Source organism: Spirosoma aureum, assembly GCF_011604685.1.
GTDB lineage: Bacteria > Bacteroidota > Bacteroidia > Cytophagales > Spirosomataceae > Spirosoma > Spirosoma aureum.
In genome coordinates, this window is record NZ_CP050063.1 from 296,258 (window position 1) to 322,353 (window position 26,096).

20 protein-coding genes and 1 pseudogene are annotated in these 26,096 nt (G+C 46.6%); 5 read left to right on the forward strand and 16 right to left on the reverse strand.

All coding sequences use genetic code 11. The features are described 5' to 3' along the window. Positions 1 to 21: 21 nt before the first annotated feature. The 4 genes from G8759_RS01240 to G8759_RS01255 form a co-directional block, all read right to left on the reverse strand. Entirely contained in the window at positions 22 to 2,121 is a 2,100-nt protein-coding gene (locus tag G8759_RS01240) for an alpha-galactosidase (protein WP_232074343.1), read from the reverse strand. A 218-nt stretch (positions 2,122 to 2,339) separates the two neighbouring features. Beyond that, the gene (locus G8759_RS01245; protein ID WP_232074093.1) at positions 2,340 to 3,641 is read right to left on the reverse strand and encodes a serine hydrolase; all 1,302 of its coding nucleotides are present in this window, start codon (positions 3,639 to 3,641) and stop codon (positions 2,340 to 2,342) included. A 16-nt stretch (positions 3,642 to 3,657) separates the two neighbouring features. After that, entirely contained in the window at positions 3,658 to 4,032 is a 375-nt protein-coding gene (locus tag G8759_RS01250) for a DUF3037 domain-containing protein (protein ID WP_167204466.1), read from the reverse strand. Next, positions 4,019 to 4,816 (reverse strand): HipA family kinase, encoded by a 798-nt coding sequence (locus G8759_RS01255; RefSeq protein WP_167204468.1) that lies wholly within the window; start codon positions 4,814 to 4,816, stop codon positions 4,019 to 4,021. Before G8759_RS01255 ends, G8759_RS01250 begins: the two co-directional genes overlap by 14 nt. A gap of 302 nt (positions 4,817 to 5,118) precedes the next feature. Between G8759_RS01255 and G8759_RS01260 the strand changes: the two genes are divergently transcribed. Both G8759_RS01260 and G8759_RS01265 read left to right on the forward strand, forming a co-directional pair. Beyond that, positions 5,119 to 5,943 (forward strand): siderophore-interacting protein, encoded by an 825-nt coding sequence (locus G8759_RS01260; RefSeq protein WP_167204470.1) that lies wholly within the window; start codon positions 5,119 to 5,121, stop codon positions 5,941 to 5,943. A 133-nt stretch (positions 5,944 to 6,076) separates the two neighbouring features. Continuing rightward, on the forward strand, positions 6,077 to 8,020 hold the full coding sequence (locus G8759_RS01265; protein WP_167204472.1) for a histidinol-phosphatase: 1,944 nt from the start codon (positions 6,077 to 6,079) through the stop codon (positions 8,018 to 8,020). Positions 8,021 to 8,136: 116 nt separating this feature from the next. On the opposite strand, the gene G8759_RS01270 is transcribed toward G8759_RS01265, so the two are convergent. Next, positions 8,137 to 8,736, reverse strand: a complete 600-nt coding sequence (locus G8759_RS01270; protein WP_167204474.1) for a YbhB/YbcL family Raf kinase inhibitor-like protein — start codon at positions 8,734 to 8,736, stop codon at positions 8,137 to 8,139. Between the two features lie 262 nt (positions 8,737 to 8,998). On the opposite strand from G8759_RS01270, the gene G8759_RS01275 reads away from it, so the two are divergent. Next, positions 8,999 to 9,349: an MmcQ/YjbR family DNA-binding protein gene (locus tag G8759_RS01275; protein WP_167204476.1), complete on the forward strand. Its 351-nt coding sequence runs from the start codon at positions 8,999 to 9,001 to the stop codon at positions 9,347 to 9,349. 55 nt (positions 9,350 to 9,404) lie between these two features. Here G8759_RS01275 and G8759_RS01280 read toward each other — a convergent pair whose 3' ends face one another. Next, a complete protein-coding gene (locus G8759_RS01280) occupies positions 9,405 to 10,394 on the reverse strand; it encodes a 3-hydroxyacyl-CoA dehydrogenase family protein (RefSeq protein WP_167204478.1) in 990 nt (329 codons plus the stop codon). Between the two features lie 136 nt (positions 10,395 to 10,530). On the opposite strand from G8759_RS01280, the gene G8759_RS01285 reads away from it, so the two are divergent. After that, positions 10,531 to 10,737 carry a DUF4287 domain-containing protein gene (locus G8759_RS01285; protein ID WP_167204480.1) on the forward strand — a complete coding sequence of 69 codons (207 nt, stop codon included), beginning with the start codon at positions 10,531 to 10,533 and terminating at the stop codon, positions 10,735 to 10,737. A gap of 320 nt (positions 10,738 to 11,057) precedes the next feature. After that, positions 11,058 to 12,158 carry an MBL fold metallo-hydrolase gene (locus tag G8759_RS01290; RefSeq protein ID WP_167204482.1) on the forward strand — a complete coding sequence of 367 codons (1,101 nt, stop codon included), beginning with the start codon at positions 11,058 to 11,060 and terminating at the stop codon, positions 12,156 to 12,158. A gap of 234 nt (positions 12,159 to 12,392) precedes the next feature. Here G8759_RS01290 and G8759_RS01295 read toward each other — a convergent pair whose 3' ends face one another. The 10 genes and pseudogenes from G8759_RS01295 to G8759_RS01340 all read right to left on the reverse strand — a co-directional run bounded on the left by G8759_RS01295 (position 12,393) and on the right by G8759_RS01340 (position 26,091). Further along, a complete protein-coding gene (locus G8759_RS01295; RefSeq protein ID WP_167204484.1) occupies positions 12,393 to 12,929 on the reverse strand; it encodes a pyridoxamine 5'-phosphate oxidase family protein in 537 nt (178 codons plus the stop codon). 186 nt (positions 12,930 to 13,115) lie between these two features. Then, positions 13,116 to 13,958 carry a helix-turn-helix domain-containing protein gene (locus G8759_RS01300; protein WP_167204486.1) on the reverse strand — a complete coding sequence of 281 codons (843 nt, stop codon included), beginning with the start codon at positions 13,956 to 13,958 and terminating at the stop codon, positions 13,116 to 13,118. Positions 13,959 to 14,036: 78 nt separating this feature from the next. Continuing rightward, positions 14,037 to 14,633, reverse strand: coding sequence for a cupin domain-containing protein (locus G8759_RS01305; RefSeq protein WP_232074094.1), 597 nt, complete (start codon positions 14,631 to 14,633; stop codon positions 14,037 to 14,039). A 1,478-nt stretch (positions 14,634 to 16,111) separates the two neighbouring features. Continuing rightward, positions 16,112 to 16,240 (reverse strand): annotated as a pseudogene (locus G8759_RS01310) (IS256 family transposase); the annotation flags it as partial. A 258-nt stretch (positions 16,241 to 16,498) separates the two neighbouring features. Next, entirely contained in the window at positions 16,499 to 18,634 is a 2,136-nt protein-coding gene (locus G8759_RS01315) for an outer membrane protein assembly factor BamB family protein (protein ID WP_167204490.1), read from the reverse strand. A gap of 95 nt (positions 18,635 to 18,729) precedes the next feature. Then, a complete protein-coding gene (locus tag G8759_RS01320; RefSeq protein WP_167204492.1) occupies positions 18,730 to 20,205 on the reverse strand; it encodes a RagB/SusD family nutrient uptake outer membrane protein in 1,476 nt (491 codons plus the stop codon). Beyond that, the gene (locus G8759_RS01325) at positions 20,205 to 20,504 is read right to left on the reverse strand and encodes a hypothetical protein (protein ID WP_167204494.1); all 300 of its coding nucleotides are present in this window, start codon (positions 20,502 to 20,504) and stop codon (positions 20,205 to 20,207) included. The genes G8759_RS01320 and G8759_RS01325 overlap by 1 nt, the downstream gene beginning before the upstream one ends. Before the next feature lie 15 nt (positions 20,505 to 20,519). Continuing rightward, on the reverse strand, positions 20,520 to 24,128 hold the full coding sequence (locus G8759_RS01330; protein ID WP_167204496.1) for a TonB-dependent receptor: 3,609 nt from the start codon (positions 24,126 to 24,128) through the stop codon (positions 20,520 to 20,522). A gap of 196 nt (positions 24,129 to 24,324) precedes the next feature. After that, positions 24,325 to 25,398 carry a FecR family protein gene (locus G8759_RS01335; RefSeq protein ID WP_167204498.1) on the reverse strand — a complete coding sequence of 358 codons (1,074 nt, stop codon included), beginning with the start codon at positions 25,396 to 25,398 and terminating at the stop codon, positions 24,325 to 24,327. An 81-nt stretch (positions 25,399 to 25,479) separates the two neighbouring features. Continuing rightward, positions 25,480 to 26,091, reverse strand: coding sequence for an RNA polymerase sigma factor (locus G8759_RS01340; RefSeq protein ID WP_167204500.1), 612 nt, complete (start codon positions 26,089 to 26,091; stop codon positions 25,480 to 25,482). Positions 26,092 to 26,096 lie beyond the last annotated feature (5 nt).

Here is a 26,096-nt window from a genome sequence, read left to right on the forward strand (position 1 = left end):
CTGTTAGAATCTTTTCGATAATTACTCGATTAACAACCATGTATAATTCTCCGGCTCAATTTCTACCCGTAACTCCACCTCATACTTCCTGTTTAAGCTATAAACTTTACCCTTTCCGCCATCCTGTTTAATCGTGGCCACTTTATCAAGGCCGGTGTAATAAAGCGGCAGTTTTATGATCCGGGTAATTTTTGTTTTCAATGGGTTGAAAAGCATCACTAATCCTTTTTCCTTTAGAGAAGGATCGACGTGCATAATTCCATCCCAGTCACGCCCATCCGGTCGCCGAAGATGAATAAGATCGGCGTTTAAAAGCTGGCGGTACTTTTTGTACCAACCAATGACCCGTTTAACCGTCTGCTTCGTTTGTTCGGTATCGTAAAGCCGTGGTCCCCGGTAACAGGCCTGTACACCAGATCCATAATACTGCATCATAAGCTGTTCGTAGTCGGTCAGGTGTTCACTAAGTGGTTCGAATACAGCTTCTGGACCGCCCCCCTGGTATTTTGTCAATGGGACAAATCCCCAGCCCATCGCGGGTGTTTTTTCCCAGGTTCCATCAAAGATATTTTGCCGGTTCAGGATTTTCTGCTGCTCCCGTGATAACGAAAAATTCACCTCCCGGTAACCCAAGGCAATCTTGTTGGTACCATCCATAAAATACCAGTCAGGCGCGTTGATGTAAACCCCTTTCTCGTTTAGAAATCGGTAGAACCCTTTCTGCATCTCCATTTGCACCCACTGTGAATCATCGAGCCCTTTATGACCAGGGTGTTTTGTCGAAGCACAGACATCGCCAGGATAAGGACCGTCATGCTCCAGTAGGTCAAAGCCTGTTTCTATAATAAATCGCTTCAGACTGTTGAGGTAATTGATTCCCCAGCGACTAGCCAGGCAGGGCGCGTGGCCAAAAAATGCTCCTTTATCTGGCAAACCAGTTTTAGGATCAATTACATCGGTGTCATCATCGATCCGGCGGCTACTGAACAGCGAATAGCCGCCCAATAAAATACCTTTAGCATGGGCGTAATCAGCTAACTCTTTAAACTTTCGGATGTTAGTGGCACTTGTATCTTCCATATTCAGGCCACTGCCGAAACTAAGAATAATCATCTCGTATCCCGTTTCGACACATTGGTCAACGGCACGCTTTACTGCTTCCGGATCGGTGCTGATGAGGTGCATAAATATTGGATTCTGCGTCGTCCAGGGCGCTACGGTTCGGTAAAACCGTCTGCGGGCAAGACCATTTCGCTCCCGATCATACGAATCGAGCAATAGTTCATGTGTACGGATCGACGTATATGTCTGCTGAGGTTCCAGATCAATGCCAACCCCAACAGTGGGGTATACTTCCAGCACGCAGGGCGTTTCGTAGTTGTAGTTTACCTGCGATGTGTAGAGTGAGTCGGTCTTCCAATGCGTTGCCTGATCGGACAGGTCATAGCGCATCGAATTATTGAACGCATAGTTATTTTCAATGTAAATCCGTTGTGGTTTCTTCATCTGTTCGGGTTTCCCGACCACAGCCGACTCCTCCTCGGGCATCGCCAGATTCTCACTGATAACCTGGTTGATATGTACTTTTTTCGGGCTCTTATTTTGAACCGTTACCCATTTGCACAGGGCTGGAATACCGTCATAAATTGTATAATGCACTGCAACGTCAATACCTTGTAGCTCAGGCTGATTAGTAGCGAATAAGAGTGTTAATTCCTGGCCTGTTGACTGATTGCGGGTAGAAGCCCAGGTCCGGGATTGCCAGTTAATGACTGGTTTTATAGGAGAAACAGTAAAGGATTTGAACTGAAAATCATCTGGGCCAGCGGTAAAGTGGTCAATCCATTCTTCACGCAGGTAGGCATGTTCCTTCTGACCGTATAAACCGCCAACCCGGTATGTTTTCCCATCGAGTACCAACATGGCTTCCGGGCGGATTGATCGGACAAACTGCTCGCCCGTTGTCAGATTCTGGAAATCGACCGTTGCCAGATTTGGGCTGATTCGAAATCGTCTGGTTATCAGCCCATTTGACATAACCAGATCCTTACCACCATTTGCCTGATAGATAGCGGCCTTTTGCGCAACAGGCGTAATAAGCCAGTCGCCATTGAAAGTCATTGGCTGGTAAACGGGCAATGTTTGGATCTGTGCGAACCCAGTATAGCCCAGTAGTAAATTACGGCTAATGATCAGGGCGAAAAGGCCGTATCTTTTTCCCTCCACGATTAGATGACTAAGCCGGGCCAGCATATTTTGACGAGTCATAGGCATGAAAGCCAATGATCGGTAACGATTTACCCAACCGTTGCATCGTCCACAAAAAATTGTCGCCCGACTCAATTATCAACATCCTTCACCGGGGGTCGATTATCGTTATTTCGTTTTTCATAGGTAAGCCGAAACGGGCTCAAATCAGGAGTATACTGCCGCTTGCGCTTTAATTCATAGCTGTAAATCGTCTGGCCGAGCTGATACATGAATGGATGCCCAACACTATTATATTCATACTTATCATCGTTCAATATACCGTCGCGGTTGACGTAGATCGTCGCCGTCAGCATATACTCGACCTTATTTTTAAAGTCTGCTACGTAGGATGCATCGGTCAGAAAACCATAGGCCCAGCCAACCTTATTGAATACCCTCACCCCTTCGGGCATCTGATGGTGGAGACTATCCATAAAAAAGAACTTTACGTAGCTGTCGTAATACTGTTTCGCATCGTATTTGGGATAATTGGTTTCGCCGGGATATTGCGACAGATATTGATATAAAAATCTATAATCATCGGCCGTCAGGTTGAACCGCTGTTTGGCCGGAACAGATAACGGAAACAACACGGATTGCAAAACCTGCTGGAATGCTTCAAGTGGGAATTTGTTTCGCTCGGTGAAATCAAATGGCTGATTAACCAGGCTATCTTTCAGGTAGAATCCTTTCCCATGTTTCGCAACCCGCCGAAAATCGAATGGATCGGTATTGTTAGCAGCGGGTTGTGCGTAGATCAACGTACCGTTTTTCTGAATAAATCGGATGGGGTTTGTATGGCGATTTTCGTCGGCGGTCATGCGAACGAACCGGTGCGTGATACGGGTATCCAGATATCCTTTTGCGTGCAACGTACGATTGATCGCGCTTTGACCCACAAACTCATACATGCGGCTATAAGCATCGTTATCGCTGACCAGAAATGCTTTTTTGATGAAATGGGCAATAGATGGATATCCAGTTTCGGAGGTTTCATCCCGCCATTCTTTCGTTTGCTTGCTATAGGCGCTATCAAACTGCATGGCAGTAAACTTTGTCACCTGCTGAGCTTTAAGGCCGTTCAGTTTTTCCAGCGAGAGCAGGGCAAGTGGCAGTTTTACTGTCGACGCAGGGTTGAAGTAGTTTGTACTATCTACGTTGAAATAATAATTTTTAAACGTAGGGTTATTGTTCTTATCTCGATTGATCTGGGTGTAAATAATCTGGAGCCGGCAGGTGTCCGGATTTCGAATAACTTCCAGAAAAATAGGACTTTGATTGGTCGCAAACAGATTCATCAGTACAGCATCTGTTCGTGGCTGGGCGTAGCTGACGGATATCGGCAAACAAAAGAGTAGAACCCTGATGAAGGCTTTCATTGATTGTTTCATATGTATGTCTACTAGTCTACAGAACCTGCTGAGCGAATAAGCGGGCGAGTGTTTCAGCCGCATCGGCACACAAACCGGGATGAACCGGCGAGGTTTGCACAACCGTACTGCGCGTGGCCGTCAGCCACCGAAACCGTTCAGCAATCGGAAGATTACCAATTGTTCCACCTTCGGCACGACCAGCACAAATTCGTTGAAAGGCGCGAAGCCGTTCGTCAAGCTCCTGTAGATCCAGCTCGGTTGAAAAAGCGCGAAGCCGCTCACCATTCAGTTCAAACATCGTTTGCAGGAAACCCTGCCCGCGACAATATAAAATAACACCGACGTTGAGAAACTCATCGCGGTCAACCCGCGGCATCACCCGGATTACGGCGTACTCATACACGTGCATTTCGGGCCTCCTTTGCTGCGTTGACAAAAATTTCTGATCGGGCGACCCGCGTCTCCAAAAATTGGGCATAAACCTCCCGCTGCTCATCGGCCGATTCGGTTATCGACTGGTTCGTCAGCCATTCATCGGGAATTAACGCAACAATTGACCGAATACGATCAGCGGTCAGAATCTGCTTAAAATCGACATCGACCGCATCGAGGTCTGTAGCCTGGGGTAGTAAGACGTGGTCCTTGATCTGCAAAAACGGACGCAGGCTCTGCTCAGGCCAATTGGGCCCTGTGTGATGAACATATAAGGCTGCTCCGTGATCAATCAGCCACAGTTCCTTATGCCACATCAACATATTGGTATTTCGGGCGGTGCGATCTACATTCATCACAAACGCATCGAGCCAGACAATCTGCGAAGCTAAACGCGCATCGACCACATTCAGAATGGGGTCAAATGTGATAGAGCCAGAAAGGTAGTGAAGTGCCAGATTAAGACCTTCACTGGCACGGAGCAGATCCTGAATTTCTTCGTCTGGTTCCGTACGGCCAAAAGCCGAATCAAGGTTGGCGAACACAATTTCCGGCACGCGCAAGCCAAGGGTTCTGGCAATCTCCCCAGCTACCAGTTCGGCAATGAGGGCATTAGTGCCCTGACCAGCCCCACGAAATTTCAATACATACAAAAAATCATCATCGGCCTCAACAAGGGCAGGCAGGGAGCCTCCCTCACGCAACGGTTTGCCGTAACGTGTCACATTGACGGTTCGGAGCTCAGGTTTCGTATCACTCACTAGTACAAAGTTCAATTTTGAATCAACATTCACGCTACAGAGCCCACACCTAAATTCAGCAGAAATCTCCGGGAAATTTAAGCCGTTTTTTACACATATCAGGTTCAAACGGCTTAATAGACCGAATTAACAGGATATTTCACTCTTGGTTGGCTTGATGCACTTATCAACCTCTCGAAAACGGTTCAGCTATTTTTCAGCGACTGCGCAGGAAAGTTTCCGATTTTATCTGCTACATTCGTTTAGATTTATTCTAAATAAATACCATTTGGCATACCGTTCTCTTTAACATAACTTAGATCATGAATACAAGACCACGTCGGTCGATCATACTTGAGTTGGTGCAAGTTGTTCAGTTTACGGACATAACCCCGCATATGCGCCGAATTATTGTCAGGAGCGACGAGTTGATTGGGGTAGAAGGTCTAATGCCTGGAATTCATCTTAAACTTTTGCTGCCCCAGCCTGGTCAGGAGAAACCCATTTTGCCTACATTCGACGCAAATGGGCAGCCTCTACCACCACCCGAAGAAGGACTTCCAGCAGTGCGAACCTATACGGTCCGTTCGTTCGAACCGATAACTGGCGAATTAGCGATCGATTTTGTACTTCACGGCGACGAAGGGCCTGCCTCAGCCTGGGCAACTCAGGTAGCAGTTGGTAACTATCTGGGCGTTGCCCTGCGGCCAGGCATCTCCTATCGTGAAGCTGACTGGTATCTGCTGGCGGGTGACCAAACCGCTCTCCCGGCGATCAGTGCCATTCTTGAGCTTTTACCAGCTACGGCTAAAGGTCTGGCCTTTATTGAGATTCCTGATGAATCGGAGGAACAAGAGCTTGAATTTGACGCTGACATTCAGGTCCGCTGGCTACATAGAAACGGTGTTGAAGCGGGAAAAAGTGAGGTTTTGCATGAGGCCATACACACGGCAACCATACCAAATGGCCGTACTGAAACACGCTTTATCTGGGTCGCAACCGAAGTATTGGCGGCCAAACAAATCCGCGATTATCTACGCATCAAACACCAGCTTGCCAACCATGAATTACACGTAGCGGCTTACTGGAAACTCGGCATGAGCGAAGAAGCCTATCACGAACTGCGCCACCGGGAGGCAGAACAATAGTCCACAATTTGGTGTACATCTTCTATTTGTACAAGGTAGTTTTGTTTGTATTGGCCTTTTATCCTTCATAAGATCCCTATAAGTGGATAACTTGAGGGAGAAGTTACGGCGTCGAACAAACCCACCTGGCTTTATGAAAAAGATTGCTTGCCTGAGTATACTGCTGACTTGTCTGACTACTTCCCTCATACAGGCGCAACAGTGGTATAAAGGAAATTTACACACCCACTCACTATGGAGCGATGGCGATGATTATCCGGAAATGATTATGGATTGGTATAAAGCCAATGGTTATCAATTTGTTGGCTTATCGGATCATAACATTTTGCAGGAGGTCGAAAAGTGGATTAACGTACCCCATCAGAGAGACAGGCGTCGAACATTTGATCGCTACCTGCGCACCTTCGGCCCCGATTGGGTTATCTACCGCAAAGGCTCAAATGATTCGCTTAAGGTTCGTCTTAAAAAACTGGACGAGTATCGAAGCTATTTTGAAGAATCAGGGAAATTTCTGATTATCAAAAGCGAAGAACTCTCGACTGGGTATCAGGGCAAACCCATTCATATCAATGTTACGAATGTACAGAACCTGATCAGGCCGCTACCGGGTAACAGCGTAGCCGAGGTAATGCAAAACAATATTGATATGGTGGTTGCCCAACGACGGCTGACAGGCAAGCCTATGTTTCCGCACATTAACCACCCTAACTTTTATAATGCCATTACGGCTCAGGATCTGATGAAGCTCCGGCACGAGCGATTTTTTGAGGTGTTCAATGGCCATCCATTAGTGAACAATTACGGCGATAGTACCCGCGAAGGCACCGAGTCGATGTGGGATAAAATTAACCTCCATTTTCTTCAGCAGGGACGACCACTGATGTATGGATTAGGCACCGACGATAGCCATCATTATTACTTTTTCGGGCCGGAATTTAGCAATTCAGGACGGGGATGGGTCATGGTCAATGCGCCAGAATTAACTCCTAAAGCCTTAATCGATGCAATGGAGGCAGGTCGATTCTATGCAAGTTCAGGCGTTACACTGAAGCAGTTGCCTCAGGCTGGCAATAGGCTGACGATACAGGTCAAAACCGAACCTAATGTAACGTATCGAATCCAGTTTTTCGGCGTTCGAAAGGGTAATCAACAGGCTGAACTACTCCGCGAAGTGGCCGATACCGTAGCAACCTATTCACTGACGGATGATATCTTACTGGCTCGGGCTAAGGTCATCTCCAACAAACCCAAATACAACCCTTTTATGCCGGGCGACGTCGAAACCGCCTGGACCCAACCCATTGCCCAATGGCAGGCACCACAGCCCCTTACTGGTGTGGTGGCCTTGCCCAACGCACACGCCCATAATGATTATGAGCAATCACGACCACTTTGGGATGCGCTGGATAATGGGTTTACCAGTGTCGAAGCGGATGTCCATCTGATTGACGATACTCTATATGTGGCTCATGACCGGCCTAGCATTAAAACCGCGGCCTCTACTCTCGAAAATCTATACCTCAAACCATTGACGGAGCGAATACGCCAGAACAATGGTCAGGTATTAACCGGTTATCAGGGACCTTTTTACCTGATGATTGACGCTAAAACACAAGCTGACAGCACATACCAGGCTTTGGATAAATTACTGCAACGCTATCGCTCGATATTGGCCAATGGTAACCGGCCCAAAAACCCGGCAGGCGTCATAACCATTGTCTTGTCGGGCAATAGACCCATACAGACAATAGTCAACGCCAAAGGACGCCTGCTATCGGTCGATGGTCGCCCAGCTGATCTGGGCAAGGGATATAACCAGGCCGTAATGCCGATCATCAGCGATGCTTATCCAAATCAGCTAACCTGGCGTGGTAAGGGCGATATGCCATCGGAAGATTTCCAGAAACTGCGTCAACTGGCTGATCGGGCTCATCGGGAAGGGAAAAAACTACGGCTTTGGGCCAGTCCGGAAGACCCCATAGTCTGGACTAAGCTTCGCGAAGCAGGCGTAGATTTTCTCAGTACCGACCAACTGGAGCTGGTACGGGATTTTCGGTTGAAGCCTGGTAGCAAATGAATGACAGGATCTGGATATTCTACAACAATTGTGAAGGCAAGTAGCTTACTGCAGACGAAAAACCGGAACAATCACGCCGAATAGCCCCATAGAAATTACATCAACCAGGAATCCGCTTACTGCGGGCGCTTAAACAACCCGACATACGCAGCCTTTCCCAACACATGTCCTTCTATTGCTTTTAATACGTTCACCCGCGTTGCTGAGCCTTCCGAACTGGGTTTCACGTCCAGTTTAGTATCTAAGGCATAAATTTCGAATACGTAATGATGCAGAGGTCCCGAAGCTGCCGCGCCGGGGCCGCGATAGGCGGGTGTGAATACATTCATTTGGTAGCTGCCATCGGCGAGTTGTGCACCGGCTGGAACTCCTTCGGGCAAGCTCGTGAGCGTGGGTGGAATGTTCCAGACCAGCCAATGCAGGTTATCGTCTGTGCTTTTGTTACGACTTACATCGACATCATGCATATGAAGAACAAAACTTTGCGTACCTGCCGGTACATTGGTCCAGCTTAACGCTGGCGAAGTGCCACCACCGGGAGCGGCTCCGGGAGCCGCCTGGCTAAACTTGATCGGGATTATCCCTCCATCCGGGAATGCGGTGGTTGTCAGACGCATAGCTGGAGCTGTCGACGATGCCGGAGCTGAAGGCTGCTGAGCGAAGGTTACTGTAATGGCGCTGATCAGAAGTGTAAAGGCAATGGATAATCGTTTCATTTTATCTCTACGTTTGGTTAAAAAGCCCAATTGTACCCTTCTGTTACTGTAATCGGTCAGAGTGCCGCTAATTGGTCAACTGAAAAAACTGTATTGTGCTCTGTCGTGAACAGAATCATCTTACATTTCGACACGGTCAGATTTCAATAACGCCCTGAAAAATTTGTATATTAAAGGCTTCGGGCCGTGTTACGATTTGATTACGCATATTAGTAACCGCAGCATGGCTCGAAGCGAAATCCCTAGATAGAAACAACAGATAATGATTGGCCTGGATCTGATTCGAAAAGTAGCCTTATCGTTTCCCGAAACGACAGAACAACCTCATTTTGAAAAGCCTTCATTTAAAATCGGCAAAAAGATATTTGCTACCTACAACGGTCCGCATAATCGAGTTTGTGTTAAGTTATCCGAAATAGATCAGGATGTTTTTTCGTCATTCGACTCCTCCATTATTTATCCCGTTCCGAACAAGTGGGGCAAACAAGGTTGGACACTTATCAACTTAAATAAAGTTCTTGAAGAGACATTAGTCGACGCATTAACAATGGCCTATTGTGAGGTAGCACCCAAAAAACTGGCATTCATGGTCAAACAAAGCCGGTATGAATAAACCCAGCCTAAGTGCAATAGGCCTGCAATTCCGGCCGAATGGTCTGATCAATGACTTAACCTGCAGCTTCTTCATCGGTAGCTAGCTTCTTTTTTACAACGTCAGCCGGGTATTTCAGGGCTAGCCGACGAATGTCGTAGCTGAACTCTTCATACGTTTCCTTCCAGAGTTTAGCTTCTTCGGGGGTGTAGTCATAAAATCCCTGTGCGTTCAAAACCCCTTTACCGCCTGCTTTCACAATATCGTCGATCAATTTGGGAACTTCCGTTTGATTGCTCAGGGTCGGGAATAAATCCTTCATAACGGTATGATAGGCAGGCACTCCCGTTAAGTCCATCCACCGAAAAACGCCCACCAGTGTCATCCAGTAGCCTGCATTGTTCCGACAGGCCCGATCAACGTCCTCGACTGTCGCATAACCGTTTTCGACCAGATTAAAGGCTTCCCGATACATAGCATACATCAGGCGGTTGGTTATAAACCCTCGAATATCTTTACGGACTAATGTCGGTTCTTTCCCCCACAGATGCGATAGTTCGTAGAGCCACTCAGCGGCAGCTATATCGCTCAGGTCTCCACAAATGATTTCCAGAAAGCGGGTTGTATGCGATGGTTCGGACCAGTGCAATCCCACAAACCGCGCGGGCAACTGAACTTCGCGCTGGAGAATACTGATCGGAATGGCAGAGGTATTGCTGGTAATCAGTGCGTCCTCGGCAACAACGGCTTCAATTCGATCATAGACCGATTTTTTAATCGCGATGTTTTCTAACGTGCATTCCATGACAACCCTGCTGTTTTTCAGCAAGTTGTAATCTTCCGTAATCAGGAGTTGCTGAAGGTAAGAATCCGGGCTTTTGGTGAGCATACCTTCCTGAAACGCTTTTGCCAAGTGCTCCCGAATCCGGGTTTCGGCGGTTTCCATATCGACCGATAGTGGAGCAACGGCCACTACCGGATGCCCCGATAGCAGGAGGCAGGTTGTGATGCTGCATCCCATTAGCCCCAAACCGACTACGCCCACGGGTATTTTTTCTGGATTCATTGGCTGGTTCATGGTAGTTTACGCCTATCTACTGGCTAATTCTATTCTGGCAACTACGATAAGAACCACATGACTGACTTTTAATGTTGTCTGCCCGATTTTTATATATTTAGGTCCTTTTAGATGCAGAAGCAACATGTCTTTTCAAGCATATATCGACAACATCAGAGCTAAGACCGGCAAAGGGCCGGACGATTTCAAACAACTGGCCGAAGCAAAAGGCTTACTGAAAACTGGCACAAAAGCAGGGGCCATTGTAGCCTGGCTCAAAGAAGACTTTGACCTGGGGCACGGACATTCAATGGCTATCTATAAAGTATTTAAGGACTCAGGTCTGCTCTAGATCATTACGCTATGCTTTTAAGTAGCCACAAAGCCCTGGTTATCATACCATATACCACATACATAGAGACATTTGGCAAGCCAGCCATTTTCGCACAAAAAACTGATTTACAACAGTAGGGCATTCACGTCGAGCCGTGCCACGGTTACTAATGGAGAGAAAGCAAACCGTGGCACGGCTCGACGTGAATTTACAACACTTATGATTCAACTCATTTGTCAATAATTCTTCGCGCTTCTTTTTATAGTAGTATGACAAATTACCTTTAACTAATAAACATGATACTCGGACTATGATAAAGAGTATCTTCAATCTAAAGTTTGTACAACATACAGATTACCAGAGCATTTACAAATAAAACTCTTGCAGGTAGGCATGTAGAGGTTACCAATGGAATTTATCTTAATCTGGTTCTTTGGGAATTCTATGAATTAATAGTAGTCATTTTCATTAATTCACCAGGTATGTCAAGTAGCCGTAGAGAATTCATTCGAAAATCATTTTTACTTACTGGCACAGTAGGACTAACTGGATCATCGGGTTTAAATGACAACAATTCCATTAGCCAGAGCGGTGACCGGTTAGTTCTTTTAGGGACTCAGGGCGGCCCCTTCATTCGTTCCTACAAACAGACCCCTTCGGCTAATCTTATCGTTTATAAAAATATACTCTTCGTTATTGATACGGGTTATGGCGTGACATTCAAGCTATTAGAAGCGGGTATCAAGCTATCATCCCTGAAATATATTTTTATTACCCATCACCACTCCGACCATAACCTCGAACTCGGCCCACTATTGTATAATGCGTGGCTATCTGGCTTGGCAGAGCCAATTCATGTATATGCACCGGCTGGGCTAAAATCACTTCTAAGCGCTTATTGGGAATCGAATCGTTTTGATATTGACACACGTATTAAAGACGAAGGTCGGCCTGATATACGACTCCTTGTCGTAAGCCACGAATATTCGGAAGGAACACTCGTATCAAATTCAGATTTTGACGTTAAATCGCTGAGAAATCGCCATCCACCCATTGAAGAGAGCTATGCCTTAAAATTTAAACTTGGGGAAAAGGTTGTCGTTTTTTCAGGGGATACGACTTATTTTCCCGCTCTTGCCACATTTGCGTCGGGTGCCGACTATCTTATTCATGAAGTTATGTATGGCCCAGCGGTTGATGAGATGGTGAAAAGGCGTCCAAATGCAACTAAATTAAAAGCAAGTATACTGTCGCATCACACTTTAGCCGAAGACGTAGGAAAGATTGCGAAAGCCGCCAATGCCAAAAATCTCATTTTAAATCATTTTGTGCCTCCTGATGACAAGAGCCTGACCGACGAGGTATGGACAAAGGCTGTAGGCAGTACGTTTTCAGGAACTATTATAGTTGGAAAGGATTTGCTTCAATTTGCCTTATAAACTTCAGTTTTAGGACCTGTCCTCTTGCGGATTATACTCCTGCAATTGTATAGATTTTGAACATAAACCATCGACATACTTGTTGAGCAATGCCTTTTATTTATGCTACTTTCATTGGCAAAAATTGAACCGTGTTGCCTGACAGATTAACACAAAGCCTGCCAGGCAACACGGTTCAATTTTTGCCATCGGATTCGCTCTATCTGCATTGCAGATCCGCGCCAGAGCCACTCATTATACGGTTAGCTTACCCTCGATGGAATCATCTAAGGTTTTGCCCATGAGAGCACCGGCGGCCATCTTTACAAACGCCACGGCATTACCGTGTTTATTGTCCCAGTAATAGCCCTCCTGAGATTCTACTTTTATCACCGTAATACGCGGATCATCAATACCTTCGGTAAACCACGTTTTAAGGATTGGCTCCCAAAGTTCTTTGATGAGCACTTTGTCTTTAGATAGCGATGCGGCCCCGTATACGCTTAAAAAATCGGAATAATCAGAGCCCTGAAATAAGAGATGGACCTGACTATCGGCCTGTATATCCGCATTTTTGTGGCTATCGCTGGCACTTAAAAACCAGAAGTTACCTTCGTCGTCTACCTTCTGTACCGACATGGGCCTTGTTTTCAACGGCTCTCCGGTCGTAATCTTTGTGCAGAAATAACACGTACTGCTTTTACCAACGAGTTCTTTGATTTTTTTCCCGGCTTCAATACCCGTCAGATCTTTGTGATTTTCTTCGGGTTGCTGTTGATTGATACTGTCCATAACGTTTTGTTGATTACGACATAAATACTCTTTTGATAATCAACAAAAAATTTGGGCAACCCTCTTTTATCGAATCGAAGAGATGTCATTTCGTTAGGTTACGGTATATCCTGGCATTGCCAAATGCTCGCTCATCTACAATACTTTCTATTGGCAAACTCGATTGACGAAAGATCGCATGAAAACCTAGGTCTCTGTAACGCCAAATACCCGTTCCGGCGATTTGGTATCGGCGTCTAAAAAAGCATTGGGCGTCAGCTGGGTAAATTCTTTAAAGTCCCGAACCAGATGCTGATAATCGTAATATCCCAACTCAACGGCCACGCTCAGCCAGTCGAGAGAAGGCCGTGCGTTTTTTAGTTTCATGGCGTTCTCGAAACGGGCAATACGGGTGTACAATTTGGGGCTAACTCCTTCTCGTTCTACAAATTGCCGATAAAATTGCCGTTGCGATAAACACGCCTGATCGGCCAGCCAATCCAGCGAAACGACCGACTGATGTTGCAGCAGAAACCGACTCACTTTGTCAATCGGGCGTATATGTCTTGCCTTTGCCCTATTGATCAGGTAAAGCAGAAAATTTTCAACAATCGGAATCATCTCGGTATAATGCTTCGTATAGCTCAACCGTTCATTTACCCGACTAATTTCGGTAGAGAATACAGCTTCAGCATCCAAAAACGTATTGGTGAGTTCGTTGATCGGAATACCTGTTAGCTGAAATAAGGCACCCGGCTGAAACTGAACCTGAAAAACCATGAAATCGCGCCCAACGTGTCGGTTAGTCACAATCGAATATTGACCATTGAGTGTGGAACATGGCTTTCCAAGCACGTTTCCGTTAAAACCGTATTCATGCTTTTCGGGATCTTTCGGATAAAATGCCAGCGTGTTTTCAGCCCGAGGCCAGTAGGATTTAACGGGCAAAACTGCCATCGATGACGGGAATGAACAGCCCACAATCTGTAATGTCCTCACGTAGTCGCGAAGGGCAGGACTGGGGAGTCGGTAGTCGAAAATGGCGTCCATTCCAGTAGGCAATATGGCTAATAAATGGCAAAAAAATATTGATTATCAGATACTTAACGCCTTACATTTTACATCATTTTATTTCAACGCCAGCGGTGGACCCACAACGGCCATTCCATGCGACTGATGTATTTTCTGAATCAATTCCTCTGTAGGTGGTCCTTTTAATTCGGTGAATTTCAGAAAAAAATCTTCCAACTGACCCGCAGGTTGTACCATATAGATCTGCTTGCCATGATCTGACAATTGAATCCAGGTGTGCGGTATGCCGCGTGGAGCAAATACAGTATCACCCGCTTTTACCGTAAATTTCTCATCACCAACCTGAAAGAGGTACTCTCCTTCGATAATGGAAAATAGTTCATCCTGGTCATGATGGACGTGCAGTACAGGCCCAATCTTTTCTTTACCAATGTACTCAAAAACAGCCAATTGACCGTTTGTATCTTTACCTGATATTTTCACATCGTTGACATTTATGCCTCGATAAGGCGTATGTACTCCAAAGCGGGCATCGCCTGTTTTCACCACGAAAGGCTTCGGAGTATCAGTGATGGTGCCCAATTCAGGCGGAGCAGCCAGGGCCGAAGCCGACAAAGAGGATGCGGCCACCGTGGATGCGGCCACCGTGGATGCGGCCGTCATGGCATGGGTTAAAAACTTCCTACGTTGCATAACTCATTCTGTTTAAAATCGTCATGCAAAGTTTTAGTGCGGATCAGATTGTTTGGTGGTAAAAATCGGCCATTTTCAGAATGCATATTTGGTGTATGATGAGCAACTAAAACAGATTAAGCAAGAGCTGAAGCGGAATAAGTCGGCTAAAAAGATTGCAGATATGGAGTAGGATTAGCCATTGAGACAAGTATGTCTCAATGGCTAATCCTACTCCACAACATGTTGAAGACAGTTTACTTCCAACTATTGACTCTCCTTTCCAAATGCCTACTAAATGATAATGTTTCTTACCTAAAAGCTCAAGAAAAAATGGTTACGACTATTGGAATAGCTCAACATAGTCGATTTAATCTGCAAAATACTATGAAAGCTAGATTGAGTTAATGAGAGAAGGGATGAGGACCCTCAAGCCGAAGTTAGTCCCTGATGAAAGATTACCATCAGAAACAGTCATAGAACGTAACGAAAATTTAAAAACTCAATTAGTTTTCATGCCCGAATGACAGAAGAGCATGTAAGCTTGATAACTAAATTAAGTGAACCTTCAAATGAATGGAAGAACGTTCGCACGAGGAAAAGACTTACCTACTTATTTTTTTTAGCTACTGATCGCAGCACTAGATGCCCTTCATACTATATTAAGAACCTGTTTGGGAATGGAGAAAGGTGGAGAATCGTGCCAACTTGTAGTCGCCAAACTACAGAGTCATGACCGCCCGGCGGCCCGGCAAACACTGGTAGCCACGGACCGACCCGCAATGGATCGCAACTTCTCATTTTTTCAATCTTAAACGAAAACATGATCTGCGGCAAATGCTTAATATCCTGCTGTGGCTGTTACGAACCGGTTGTCAATTTGGTCTGTCGTTGCGGTATCATCTTCGGTTAACTGGCTTTATTTAGCCACCATTCAGATCATGCTACAATGGCATTAACTCGTTCATCAAACATAACTCCCAAACGTGTTCCAAGGGTAAAAACAATAAAGCGGCTTGATAGTATCAGACCGCTTTATAACCCTAAAACCTATTCCTGAACTTATGAAGAAACTAGGAATACTATAAAGATAGAATCTTACTCGCCTAGCATTATTCATAATAGACCGTTGCTTCTTCAACATAGATGAAACCCCCATTCTAATCGATGAATAGTTTTCAATAGATCTGTAATAGCTCCTGGAAAGATAAAAATAGGTTATTGTTAGCGTAGAAAGCGAGTTATTGAACCGTGAGTCAATATTGGTGAGCCGTGTGTTTTTGCCTGCCAACCTTTGAGATAGCCAGCTTGATCAATAGTAGGCTATTAGCATTATGCAACAGTTACGGCCGACTTTAAATAGTAGTAGCATAGGCAAGCAAGAAATCGGCGAGCCAATACCACTACGAATCAATGGCTCAGTAGGAAACTACCGAGTCGATATAACTTTATTATTCTTTTACTGTGGGAAGTGCTCGCTGAACTGTGTCAGCAGGGTTTTACTCGAAGCGATGGGATTTGATGCGTTCCTCAAAGATAATACTGAACTGATTAATGATCTCTTTCCAGTTATAAGTGGGAGACGACCACTTAATCTGCAAGCTCTGGATGGTCAGATAGCCCAGCTTTGGATTCATAAGTTATCATTTACTAAAAGGCCAGATAACATCATTAACTGAACTTGTCGTAATCAGCTATCAAAACCGTTCAGTTAAACCTCCAATTGATATTTAGGGCAAGACATAATTCTTGAATCTTTCTCAGTTAAAAATAAAACTCCCGGCAGACATCCCACCGGGGCTTTATGAACCATCCTTAATCCTAAGATAAAAAGCTCTTTCTTATTTGAATTTGTTTAAGTAAAATCGATAGCAGGGCAATTCATTTCAGGGCAACGCAAAGGCAATGTAACTATCCCCTTTGGGGGTGCCTAGCTTGGTACCTCCGCAGGCAACCACGACATATTGTTTCCCATTCACTTCGTAAGTGCTGGGCGTGGCAAAGCCAGCCGCTGGCAGTTGGGTTTGCCATATCAATTGACCAGTTTTCTTATCATAGGCCCGAAACATCCCATCTTTGGTAGCCGCAATAAATAGTAAACCTCCCTTTGTAATGACAGGACCACCGTAGTTTTCGGTGCCTGTTGGCAGAATACCCTGTTTAGTCAGTTCGGGAAACTCGCCCAGCGTCTTTTGCCAAATCTGATGACCTGTATTGAGGTTGATAGCGGTTAATGTACCCCAGGGTGGCTTGATGGCAGGGTAACCTTTACTATCTAAAAATTTCGTGTATCCATTGAAACGATAAGGAACGTAGGGACCAGGTTTAGCGGCCATACCAGAGGTCGTAGCTACTGTTTCCACTTTCTCATCGTTAAATAAAAACGCAAGTAGTTCCTGCTTTTGTGCGGTCGTTATCACTGAAAAGCCGGGCATCATTCCTTTACCGCTGGTAATCAGTTTTGCAACATACTCCCGGTCGCGCCGTTGACCGATGTTCACTAAGGATGGATAACCACTTGACGGATTCCCTTTTCGGTCCGACCCATGACAGGCCACACAATAGGTTGTATAGAGTCGATTACCGGGACTTAAATGAGCCAGTTCGTCCACTTTAGGCGTAGCACTAAGGCTGAACATCCAGGCCATCTCGTTGGCATTGACATACAGAATGCCCTCGGGATCAACGGCAGCACCGCCCCATTCCGGCCCACCGTCGGCACCAGGCAAGAGTAGCGTAGGCGTTTTACTTAACGGCTGGAACGGTCCTTTTTTTGCCCGTCGATACTGCGCTATCAGCGAATCACGATTGGTAGCATAGGGACTTAACTCCGTTTCGGCAATGGTTTGCCGGGCAAAAGGGGCTGGCAAAGTTGGAATGGGTTGCGTTGGCCAGGCCATTTCATCAGGCAAGGACGATTTAGGAACGGGCATCTCCCGAATCGGGAAAAGTGGTTTTCCCGTTACGCGATCAAAAATAAAGACATGGGCACTCTTGGTTACCTGTGCTACAGCATCAATTGCTTTTCCATGCTGGTGAAGGGTAATCAGGTTGGGCGGAGCTGGTAAATCGCGATCCCAGATGTCATGATGAACCAGTTGATAATGCCAGATTCGTTTGCCAGTCCGGGCGTCCAGTGCCAGTAAGCAATTGGCGAACAGGTTCTGGCCTTTGCGATTTCCGCCATAAAAATCAAACCCAGCCGAACCCGTCGGTACGTACAAAATTCCGCGCTTACGATCGACCGCCATGCCTGCCCAGTTATTGGCAGCTCCCACTTCGGTATTTTTATAAACTTCTTTAGGCCAGGTTTCATACCCATATTCGCCTGGATGCGGAATGGTATGAAAGACCCAGACCAATTTTCCCGTCCGGACATTAAACGCCTGAATCGAACCAGGGACCGCATCCGCTCCTTCCGAAACGCGTAGCGGCATGACTAATAGATCCTCAAAGAGTGTACCCGGCGTATTCGAAATCACAAATTTATCCTTCGCCGATTCCCCTAATCCGACTTTAAGACTAACCCGGCCATTCTCGCCAAAGCCGGGAATCGGTTGTCCAGTCTGGGCATTGATCGCATAGAGCCAGGAGCCATAGGCATACAAAAGTCGTGCGGGTTCGGTGTCTCCGCTGTTAGTACTTTTCCAATACGTAACGCCCCGGTTGGTATTGAACGTTTTGGCATCTGGTTCTACATAACGCCACTTCTGCTGACCCGTAGCGGCATCGAGCGCAAAAATCTGATTCGATGCCGTTACACCAAAGAGCGTACCATCTACAATAATCGGGTTGCACTGTACCTGTCCCGAGTCTCGGGAATGATACTCCCAGGCAACCTTAAGCTGACGAACGTTATCTGTATTGAGCTGAGTTAGCGTTGAATAATGATTCCGGTCTGCCCCTCCCAGATACTCCGGCCAGTCGGTAGCTGACTCGGGTTCACCAGGTATATAGGTCAGTTGGGCAGCCGTTAAGATAATGGCGAATAAAAAAAGAACAGGAAGAATACTACGTTTCATTACGCTGATAAACTAGTGAATTCTGGAAGAACCTATTGGTAAGGGTAGCTCAGCAATAAACTACCCTTACCCATACGGTTTTGATACAAAGCGGCTCAATAACCAGGATTTTGCTTCAGGGTCGGTTGGCCATTAACAAAGCTTTGCGTGATGGCATAATCTGGAATGGGCTGATATTCACTTTTGTTTTTTGTAAACTTAACCCCGCTGCCCAACGCCAGCGAACGACGCACGCTTTCCTTAGGTAAATACTCGCTGTTAATTACCTGATCGGCAATGCCCCAGCGAACCAGATCGAAGAAGCGGTGCCCCTCCATTCCTAACTCGATTCTTCGTTCAAAACGAACGGCTTTTCGGGCAACATCTTTGCTGGCCCAGGCCGTAGCATAGGGACTAATCACATACTTGGCGGCATTAGCAGTTCCGTCAAGCGTTTTGATGGGAGAAGCCGCAGCGCGGGCACGAACACGATTGACATATTCACGCGCTTTATCCAGGCTACCGACTTCTACTTCACATTCAGCCGCCATCAACAATACATCGGCAAACCGCATCAGATCATAATTCAAGGCGCTGGCAATGCCAAAACTAGCCCGAACGACCTGCCCCGAACTATACTCGACTGAGGAGAAAACGTGCTTCTTGCCTGTGAAGGGTCCACCATTGGTAATCGACTCGCCAGGAGGGGCCGTGAAAGCTACACCCGTCATCATACCCCAATCCAGGTAGGGAATACCCCGGCGCCCAACGGTATGATCTAAACGAGGGTCAAGATTACCCGCATAGGGTGTGAACGGGCTGGCGTCCGGAACCGTCTCATTCGAGGTAACATCTACATCATTATACGTATCCAGCAGGGGTAGGCCATTTTCGTCGGTGCGGAACGCGTTGACCAGATTCTGCGATGGTCGATAAAACCAGGAGTTCGTGCCACCCGCAATACCGTTCGGGTAACAAAGGATCGCTTCCCGAAACCCGTTCGTATTGTCGCTGGCCCCATCACCAATGGCACTTTGTACCTCCAGCATCGACTCTTTACTGTTTTGCGTCGCGATGCGAAAATTCTCGCCAAAGCCCGTCGTTAAGTCCAGCTTTACGCCCTGACTGGTTTTGCCCTGGCCAATGATGATGTCAAATAACACCTTGGCCTCCGTAAATTTATTCTGATACAAATACGCCTTAGCCAGATACGCACCGGCGGTCCATTTGTTGACCCGGCCTTTTCCCGTTTTTACTTCGTCCAGATTATCGTAAGCGAATTTAAAATCGGTTTCCAGTTGGGGCCAGATGTTGACATAGTTACCACTCGCATCGGTATTCGGGATTTTGTAGTCGGTAGCTTTTTCATCCACGAAGGGAATGTTGCCGAAGATCTTCTTCCCCTCAAAATGATGGAAAGCACGGAGGAAACGAGCCTCGCCCTCGATCTGTTTTTTCAGGACATCCGTCAGAGCGGGATCGGTTGCTTTGGCCAGTTCTTTCAAGACGATATTGGCCCGGCCAATACCGTCAAAAATACCATTCCAGCGGGCCAGTAATTGTGAGTTTGTGGTGGGAGTTGCATACTGCATCACCTGGTTAATTTCGCTTTGGTCGGTGAAATTAGTGCCCCCTTATACGCATCTCCCCCGGTTATACTTCCCCATATCCAGTTGTATGTTCCACTCAGACCCAGGAAATTGGCCGACAAGTTCCCATCCAGCGTAGCATAAGCATCGATTAAAAAACCATCGATACCTTTTTTGCTGAGCAAATCACTTTCATTATAAACACCCTGGGGCCCCAGGTCAAGAAATTGCTGCTTGCAGGCCGAAAGTGTAGCCAGGGAAAGCAGTAAGGTGAGTGCCGTATAAGTTAGAATCGGTTTCATAGCGGAATGGCGGAGTTAAAAGGATACGTTTAGGCCCAATAAAAACTGACGCGGATTGGGATAGCCGGAGTAGTCAACGCCCAGATTCTGGTCGCTGCTGGCCGTTTGTTCAACTGATGCGCCCGATACGAGTCCTAAGTCGGGATCGGCTCCGGTGTATTTGGTAATGGTGAAGAAATTCTGCGCCTGCGCGTAGATACGAAGGTTACTCAGTTTGATGGTTTTCAGCAACGTTTTGGGAAAGCTGTAGCCCAACTGGATGGTTTTACCCCGCAGGTACGACCCATTTTCTACATAAAATGAACTCGAATTACCCGTCACGAAGGCCGTATAGCCATTGGTGGCTCCTACACCCAATTGGGGTGTCCTGGCGGTAGCGGCAGTTTCGGGTGTCCAGGCATCATGTAATTTCCCGGAAGCTACAGAACCGCCTAATACGCCCATATAGGTGAAATACTTGGTGTAATTATAAAGTTGATTTCCCTGGTTCCAGAACACAAAAGTGCTCAGATCAAAACCCTTCCAACTGAAGCCAAGGTTCAGTCCCATTTGAAAATTGGGATGAGGAGATCCGAGTACAGTTCGGTCGGCAGTAGTGATGTTACCATCTCCGTTCACGTCTTTGTATTTCCAGGAACCTACAACACCCGGCGCTCCATTGATTTTAGGACCAGCATTGACCTCCTCCTGATTATTATAAAAACCATCCAGTTGATACCCGTAAAAGGATGAGACAGCCTGCCCCTGTGTTGTAATCAGGGCATTGGTTATCCGGCTAGCGGCTACCAGCTGCGCGGTATTCTCGTCGTTGAGTTTGGTCAACTGGTTTTTGTAATGGGTAAATGTCAGGGTTGCATCATATTTCAACTCCGATGTAATACGTCCCTGATTCGTTATCTGCAGGTCGATACCCGTGTTACGCATGGTTCCCAAATTGACCAATGGCTTGGTTACCAGTAATTCCAGTCCATTTCGCAGACTCGGCACCAGTAAGTCGCGCGTGTTTTTTGTATAGACGTCGACCGCGAAACTCCATTTGCCTTGCAGAATGTTGGCATCCAGACCAATATTGGTGGTTTCTGTGGTTTCCCACTTGGTTTGCAAATTACCCTGAGAACTAGCCCCGTAGCCCTGCGTTGAGCCGATGTTGGTGCCATTAATATCGTAGTAGTTACTACCCGGCGCAGCGCTGTAGGTTGAATACTGATTGAAGGCGGGTACGTTGGAAATACTGCCCATCTGCCCCCAGCCAGCGCGTAGTTTTAATTCATTGAGCCAGCTAACCGATTTCAGGAATGCTTCGTCGGAAATGCGCCAGCCGACCCCAAGAGATGGGAAATTGGCATAGCGCACAGCTGGGCCAAAGAGCGATGAACCATCCCGGCGAAAGGTAGCATTAAACAAATACTTATCTTTTAAGATATAATCGAGCCGACCGAAATAGGAAAAAAGCGAATTACTGAACAGTAGCGTATTCCGGTTAATATCAGCGTCATTAGCACTAACATCGCCCAGCGACTGCGGCAAACCCGTATTGAGCGAAAGGAAATTGTTGGATTCAAAATCATAGTTACTCTTGGCCCCAAACAAACCGCGACCCGTATTTTTAATGGCTTCGGTACCGAGCAAAACCTTTATGTCGTGCAACTGAGCAATCTTTTTCTGGTACGTCAGCGTGTTACTCCACGTCCAGCTCAGGTAATTATTCGAAGCCTCGGTCAACTGGGTCACTCGTCGTGACTGGCTGGCCTCGTACTCTTTTAAAAAGGCCCGCTGAAGCGTTCCATTGCGCGCATCAATACCGATAGATGTTCGCAGGGCCAGGTCTTTGTTGATGTTCACCTGTGCAAAGACATTCCCGAATGCTCTTAGATTTTGGTTGGTCCAGTCTTTCCGACGCTCCAGATACGATACCGGATTATAGCCAACACCGGCAGTTCCACCCACCAGCGATCCTCCATAGCCACCCTTAATGTCATAAACAGGTATAAACGACGCACTTCGGAGCGCATACGCCCAGGCACTGGTTTCGCCAATTACGGTAGCATCGCCCCGCCGGTTGTCGTACGATACCTGAAGGTTTTCGCCCACGGTTAAAAAAGATGTGGGGCTAAAGCTGGAATTAAGTCGTAGCGAATAGCGATCGTAGCCCGTGTTTTTAAAAGTGCCCTGCTGATTAAAATAATTCATGCCCAGCGAAAAGGTCGATTTATCGTTGCCACCGCTAGCCGTTAGCTGATGACTCTGAATGATGCCCTTTTGTGACATGGCATCGAACCAGTTGGTGCCTGGACTGGTCTGAAAAATCTGGTAAGGATTCGTATAATCAGCGATTGTATATAGATCTGGATTCGCGCGGGGATCACTCGCCGAGACGCCCCCTTTAAATCCATTGCTAACGATGTAACGATCAGGAATGGCAAACGAGCCATGCTGGCCAAAAATTGGGTCCACAAACGTGGTTGCGGTCGTTTTATCCAGATACGTTAGTAATTCACTCGTGTTTAATAGCTTGGGAATTCGGTTGAGCGGGGTCGACTGGACACCATAATAGGTATCGTAGGTAAGGGTCGTTTTGCCCATTTTTCCGCCTTTTGTCGTTATAATGATGACGCCATTGGCAGCTCTGGCCCCATAGATCGATGCCGAGGACGCATCCTTCAGCACCTGAATCGATTCTACATCCTGCGGATTAATTCGCGAGGCATCGGTTGTTGGAACACCGTCGATTACGTAGAGTGGGTTGTTGTTTCCATAGGAGGCAAAGCCACGGATACGGATAGAGGCCGAGCTACCAGGATCGCCCGTACTGCTAACCGTAACCCCGGCGGCTCTCCCCTGTAATTGGGCGACCAGATTGGCAGATGGTGTAGCAGTTAGGTCGCTGGCTTTCACGACGGATACGGCCCCAATGATGTCTTTTTTCTGCTGGGTGGTATAACCTGTGACGACTACTTCGGTGAGCTGATTATTACTCGCTTCCAGTTGAACATTGATTTCGGTTCGGTTACCAAGCGAAACCTCCTTTGTCGTATAGCCGACGAAGCTGACCAGTAAAATCGAGTTCGCATCGGGAACACTAATCCGGTAAACACCGTGCGCGTCAGTTGTTGTGCCCCGGGCAGTTCCTTTAACCACCACCGTGACACCGGGTAGTGGTTCGCCTTTTTCATCTGTAACCGTCCCGGCAACAGTTATATCCGCCAGGGATTCGGTCGGGGAATCTGATTGATACTGCATCCTTACTTCATCGGATTGCGTTGTTAAGGGCGATAAAATAATCTGATTCTTAATGACTTTGTATTTGATTTGTAAGGGGTGAAGTAGCCTATCAAGAACCTGCCCTAAGGATTCATTGACGACCGTGAGCGTCATCCGTTGGGTGGCCATCACGAGTTTTGGTCGGTAGGTAAACTTTACATCCGCCTGCTTCTCAATACTGCTCAGGACACTGATAAAGTCCTGGTTAGTGATCCGTATGTTTATTTTTCGATCCAAGAGTTCCTGGGCTGTAACTTCCCGAGCCAAAGACACCCCTGCGAACATGATCGCTATCGAAATATGCAGGAGCGATAGTTTCATGAGGTGAATCAGTTTTTTTTTGATTCGTACTGTTTTTTTCATTGATTTGACAGGTTTTTGTAAGTGAAAGACACAAAAACGAACCTTCACACCCGCTGGAACGGGATACTGCTTGTGTTAGTAGAGAAGGTCATTTAGAAGCCGGTAACGCTGGAACCGTTACCGGTTTTTTTAATGCATAAACTAATTGAGCTATAGTGCCATAGGCAGGTGGTTTTTACATGCGTTCATAATTGGATTAGTCACAGCCTTTACTGTTGATAATAATTTGGGCATCTACTAGTTTATAAGTGGCTCCAATCGCTTCGCAGAGTATATCCATTTTTTCAAATAGGTTTTCGTTTTCGAGCGAGGTTGTCAGTCGGCAATTGCTCAACTGTTGTTCGTCGAAGATGAGCTCTACCCCATACGTTTTTTCAATGGCCTGAAAAATCTCAGGCAGGCGTGCATTCCGAAATGAGAACTGCAGCAACTCGGTTTGCGGAATAATCGGGATTGGTTTGTCGATGAGCGAGCGGGTAAAATGAGCGTCCGTCTTCGTAAAATCGGCTTGCTGATTAGGAGTCAGAATGAGTCCGTCCTGTTCAGGGTCAGGATGTTTTTGGCTTTGGGTCGGGAAAACAGATACTCGCCCCGTTTTCACCATCACCTTGATTTGCTGATCCTGTTCATAGGCGCTCACGCGAAAACTGGTGCCCAATACTTTTGTCGTAATTGCATTCGCACGAACCAGAAAGGGTTTATCGGGATTTTTTTGTACCTCAAAAAAAGCTTCTCCAACCAGGAAAACCTCTCTGATGGTATCGGCAAATGCTTTTCGATACTGAAGTTGTGAACGGGGTTCCAGTGACGCCTGGCTTCCATCAGGCAAGTTGACTATCTGAACGGTGGCAGACGTATTAATGACCTGTTCAAACAGCCTGGAATCAAGCGGCCTTGATGCATCAAAATAGGCGATTCGGGGGGTATTTTTCTGCATAAACCACCAGCCACCTATAGCAATCAGTAGACCAACGGAGGCAGCTACCCACCAACCCGACCATCGATGTAACGGTCGAACAGGCGTTTCCTGGCTATTTTCTAAAATTTGTTTGTAGATCGAATCAACTTGCTGTTCCGATGGGAAATCGGCCTCGGCCTGGTCGTGTAAAGTAAGTAGAAATTCCCGTGCCTGCCGAATAGTAACCCGTTGATGGGGAAAGTTTAGCAATACGTCCGCCCAGAAAGCATCGTCACTGGGCGTTCCCTGCAGCACCCACTTACGAAAAGCAGGATCCTGCAAAAAATCATCAGTCGAAAAATTCTGGTACATTAAAACAGTTCTTTTTAGCGAGATTATTGTATTATTTCAACCCACTAAGAAAGAGACTGCTTTAACTCGTTTTAAACCTATTTAACTAAAAAAAAATTTAAGCCCCCAGCTAATCCCTAAAAGGCAAACCATGAGTGCTAGTCGTCGCAGGGTATGCAATGATTTTTGGATCATATTACGAGCTCCCTGTTCGCTAATATTCATGATGGCAGCTATCTCGGCATAACTAAAATCCTGGTAATAGCGTAGAAGTAGAGCCTCATATTGGCGAGCAGGTAAACAGGTCAGCCAGGATTTAAGCTGAGCGGTTTGTATCTCAATTTCTTCCTCGGAAATTATATCTGCTTCAACCGAGGCTAGCGCAGGTTGCCTATAGTCGGTTTCTGGATTAAATGGCTGGGTGAATTCCTCTTCGGGACGGAGCGATCGATGAATTTTACGTCGCAATGAACGGAATAAGTAAAATCGAACGGACTTGGCTTCAGCCAGTTGAGAACGGGTACGCCATAGATCAGTAAACATATCCTGGATGGCATCTTCAACCACGGTCGAATCGCGGTTAATTTTCATGCCATAACTATACAACACGCGAACATAGCGTTGATAGATCCAGGCGAAAGCGACCTCCTCACCATTCCTGAAACGATTCCAATAGAGTCGATCTTCCTGATCAGATGCTCCAATATCTTTCACGCCAC

Coding starts and splice junctions, on each gene's coding strand:
- G8759_RS01240 (WP_232074343.1), bottom strand. CDS start 2,121: ATGACTTTCAATGGCGACTGGCTTATTACGCCTGTTGCGCAAAAGGCC.
- G8759_RS01245 (WP_232074093.1), bottom strand. CDS start 3,641: ATGAAACAATCAATGAAAGCCTTCATCAGGGTTCTACTCTTTTGTTTG.
- G8759_RS01250 (WP_167204466.1), bottom strand. CDS start 4,032: ATGCACGTGTATGAGTACGCCGTAATCCGGGTGATGCCGCGGGTTGAC.
- G8759_RS01260 (WP_167204470.1), top strand. CDS start 5,119: ATGAATACAAGACCACGTCGGTCGATCATACTTGAGTTGGTGCAAGTT.
- G8759_RS01265 (WP_167204472.1), top strand. CDS start 6,077: ATGAAAAAGATTGCTTGCCTGAGTATACTGCTGACTTGTCTGACTACT.
- G8759_RS01270 (WP_167204474.1), bottom strand. CDS start 8,736: ATGAAACGATTATCCATTGCCTTTACACTTCTGATCAGCGCCATTACA.
- G8759_RS01275 (WP_167204476.1), top strand. CDS start 8,999: ATGATTGGCCTGGATCTGATTCGAAAAGTAGCCTTATCGTTTCCCGAA.
- G8759_RS01280 (WP_167204478.1), bottom strand. CDS start 10,394: ATGAATCCAGAAAAAATACCCGTGGGCGTAGTCGGTTTGGGGCTAATG.
- G8759_RS01285 (WP_167204480.1), top strand. CDS start 10,531: ATGTCTTTTCAAGCATATATCGACAACATCAGAGCTAAGACCGGCAAA.
- G8759_RS01295 (WP_167204484.1), bottom strand. CDS start 12,929: ATGGACAGTATCAATCAACAGCAACCCGAAGAAAATCACAAAGATCTG.
- G8759_RS01300 (WP_167204486.1), bottom strand. CDS start 13,958: ATGGACGCCATTTTCGACTACCGACTCCCCAGTCCTGCCCTTCGCGAC.
- G8759_RS01305 (WP_232074094.1), bottom strand. CDS start 14,633: ATGCAACGTAGGAAGTTTTTAACCCATGCCATGACGGCCGCATCCACG.
- G8759_RS01315 (WP_167204490.1), bottom strand. CDS start 18,634: ATGAAACGTAGTATTCTTCCTGTTCTTTTTTTATTCGCCATTATCTTA.
- G8759_RS01320 (WP_167204492.1), bottom strand. CDS start 20,205: ATGCAGTATGCAACTCCCACCACAAACTCACAATTACTGGCCCGCTGG.
- G8759_RS01325 (WP_167204494.1), bottom strand. CDS start 20,504: ATGAAACCGATTCTAACTTATACGGCACTCACCTTACTGCTTTCCCTG.
- G8759_RS01330 (WP_167204496.1), bottom strand. CDS start 24,128: ATGAAAAAAACAGTACGAATCAAAAAAAAACTGATTCACCTCATGAAA.
- G8759_RS01335 (WP_167204498.1), bottom strand. CDS start 25,398: ATGTACCAGAATTTTTCGACTGATGATTTTTTGCAGGATCCTGCTTTT.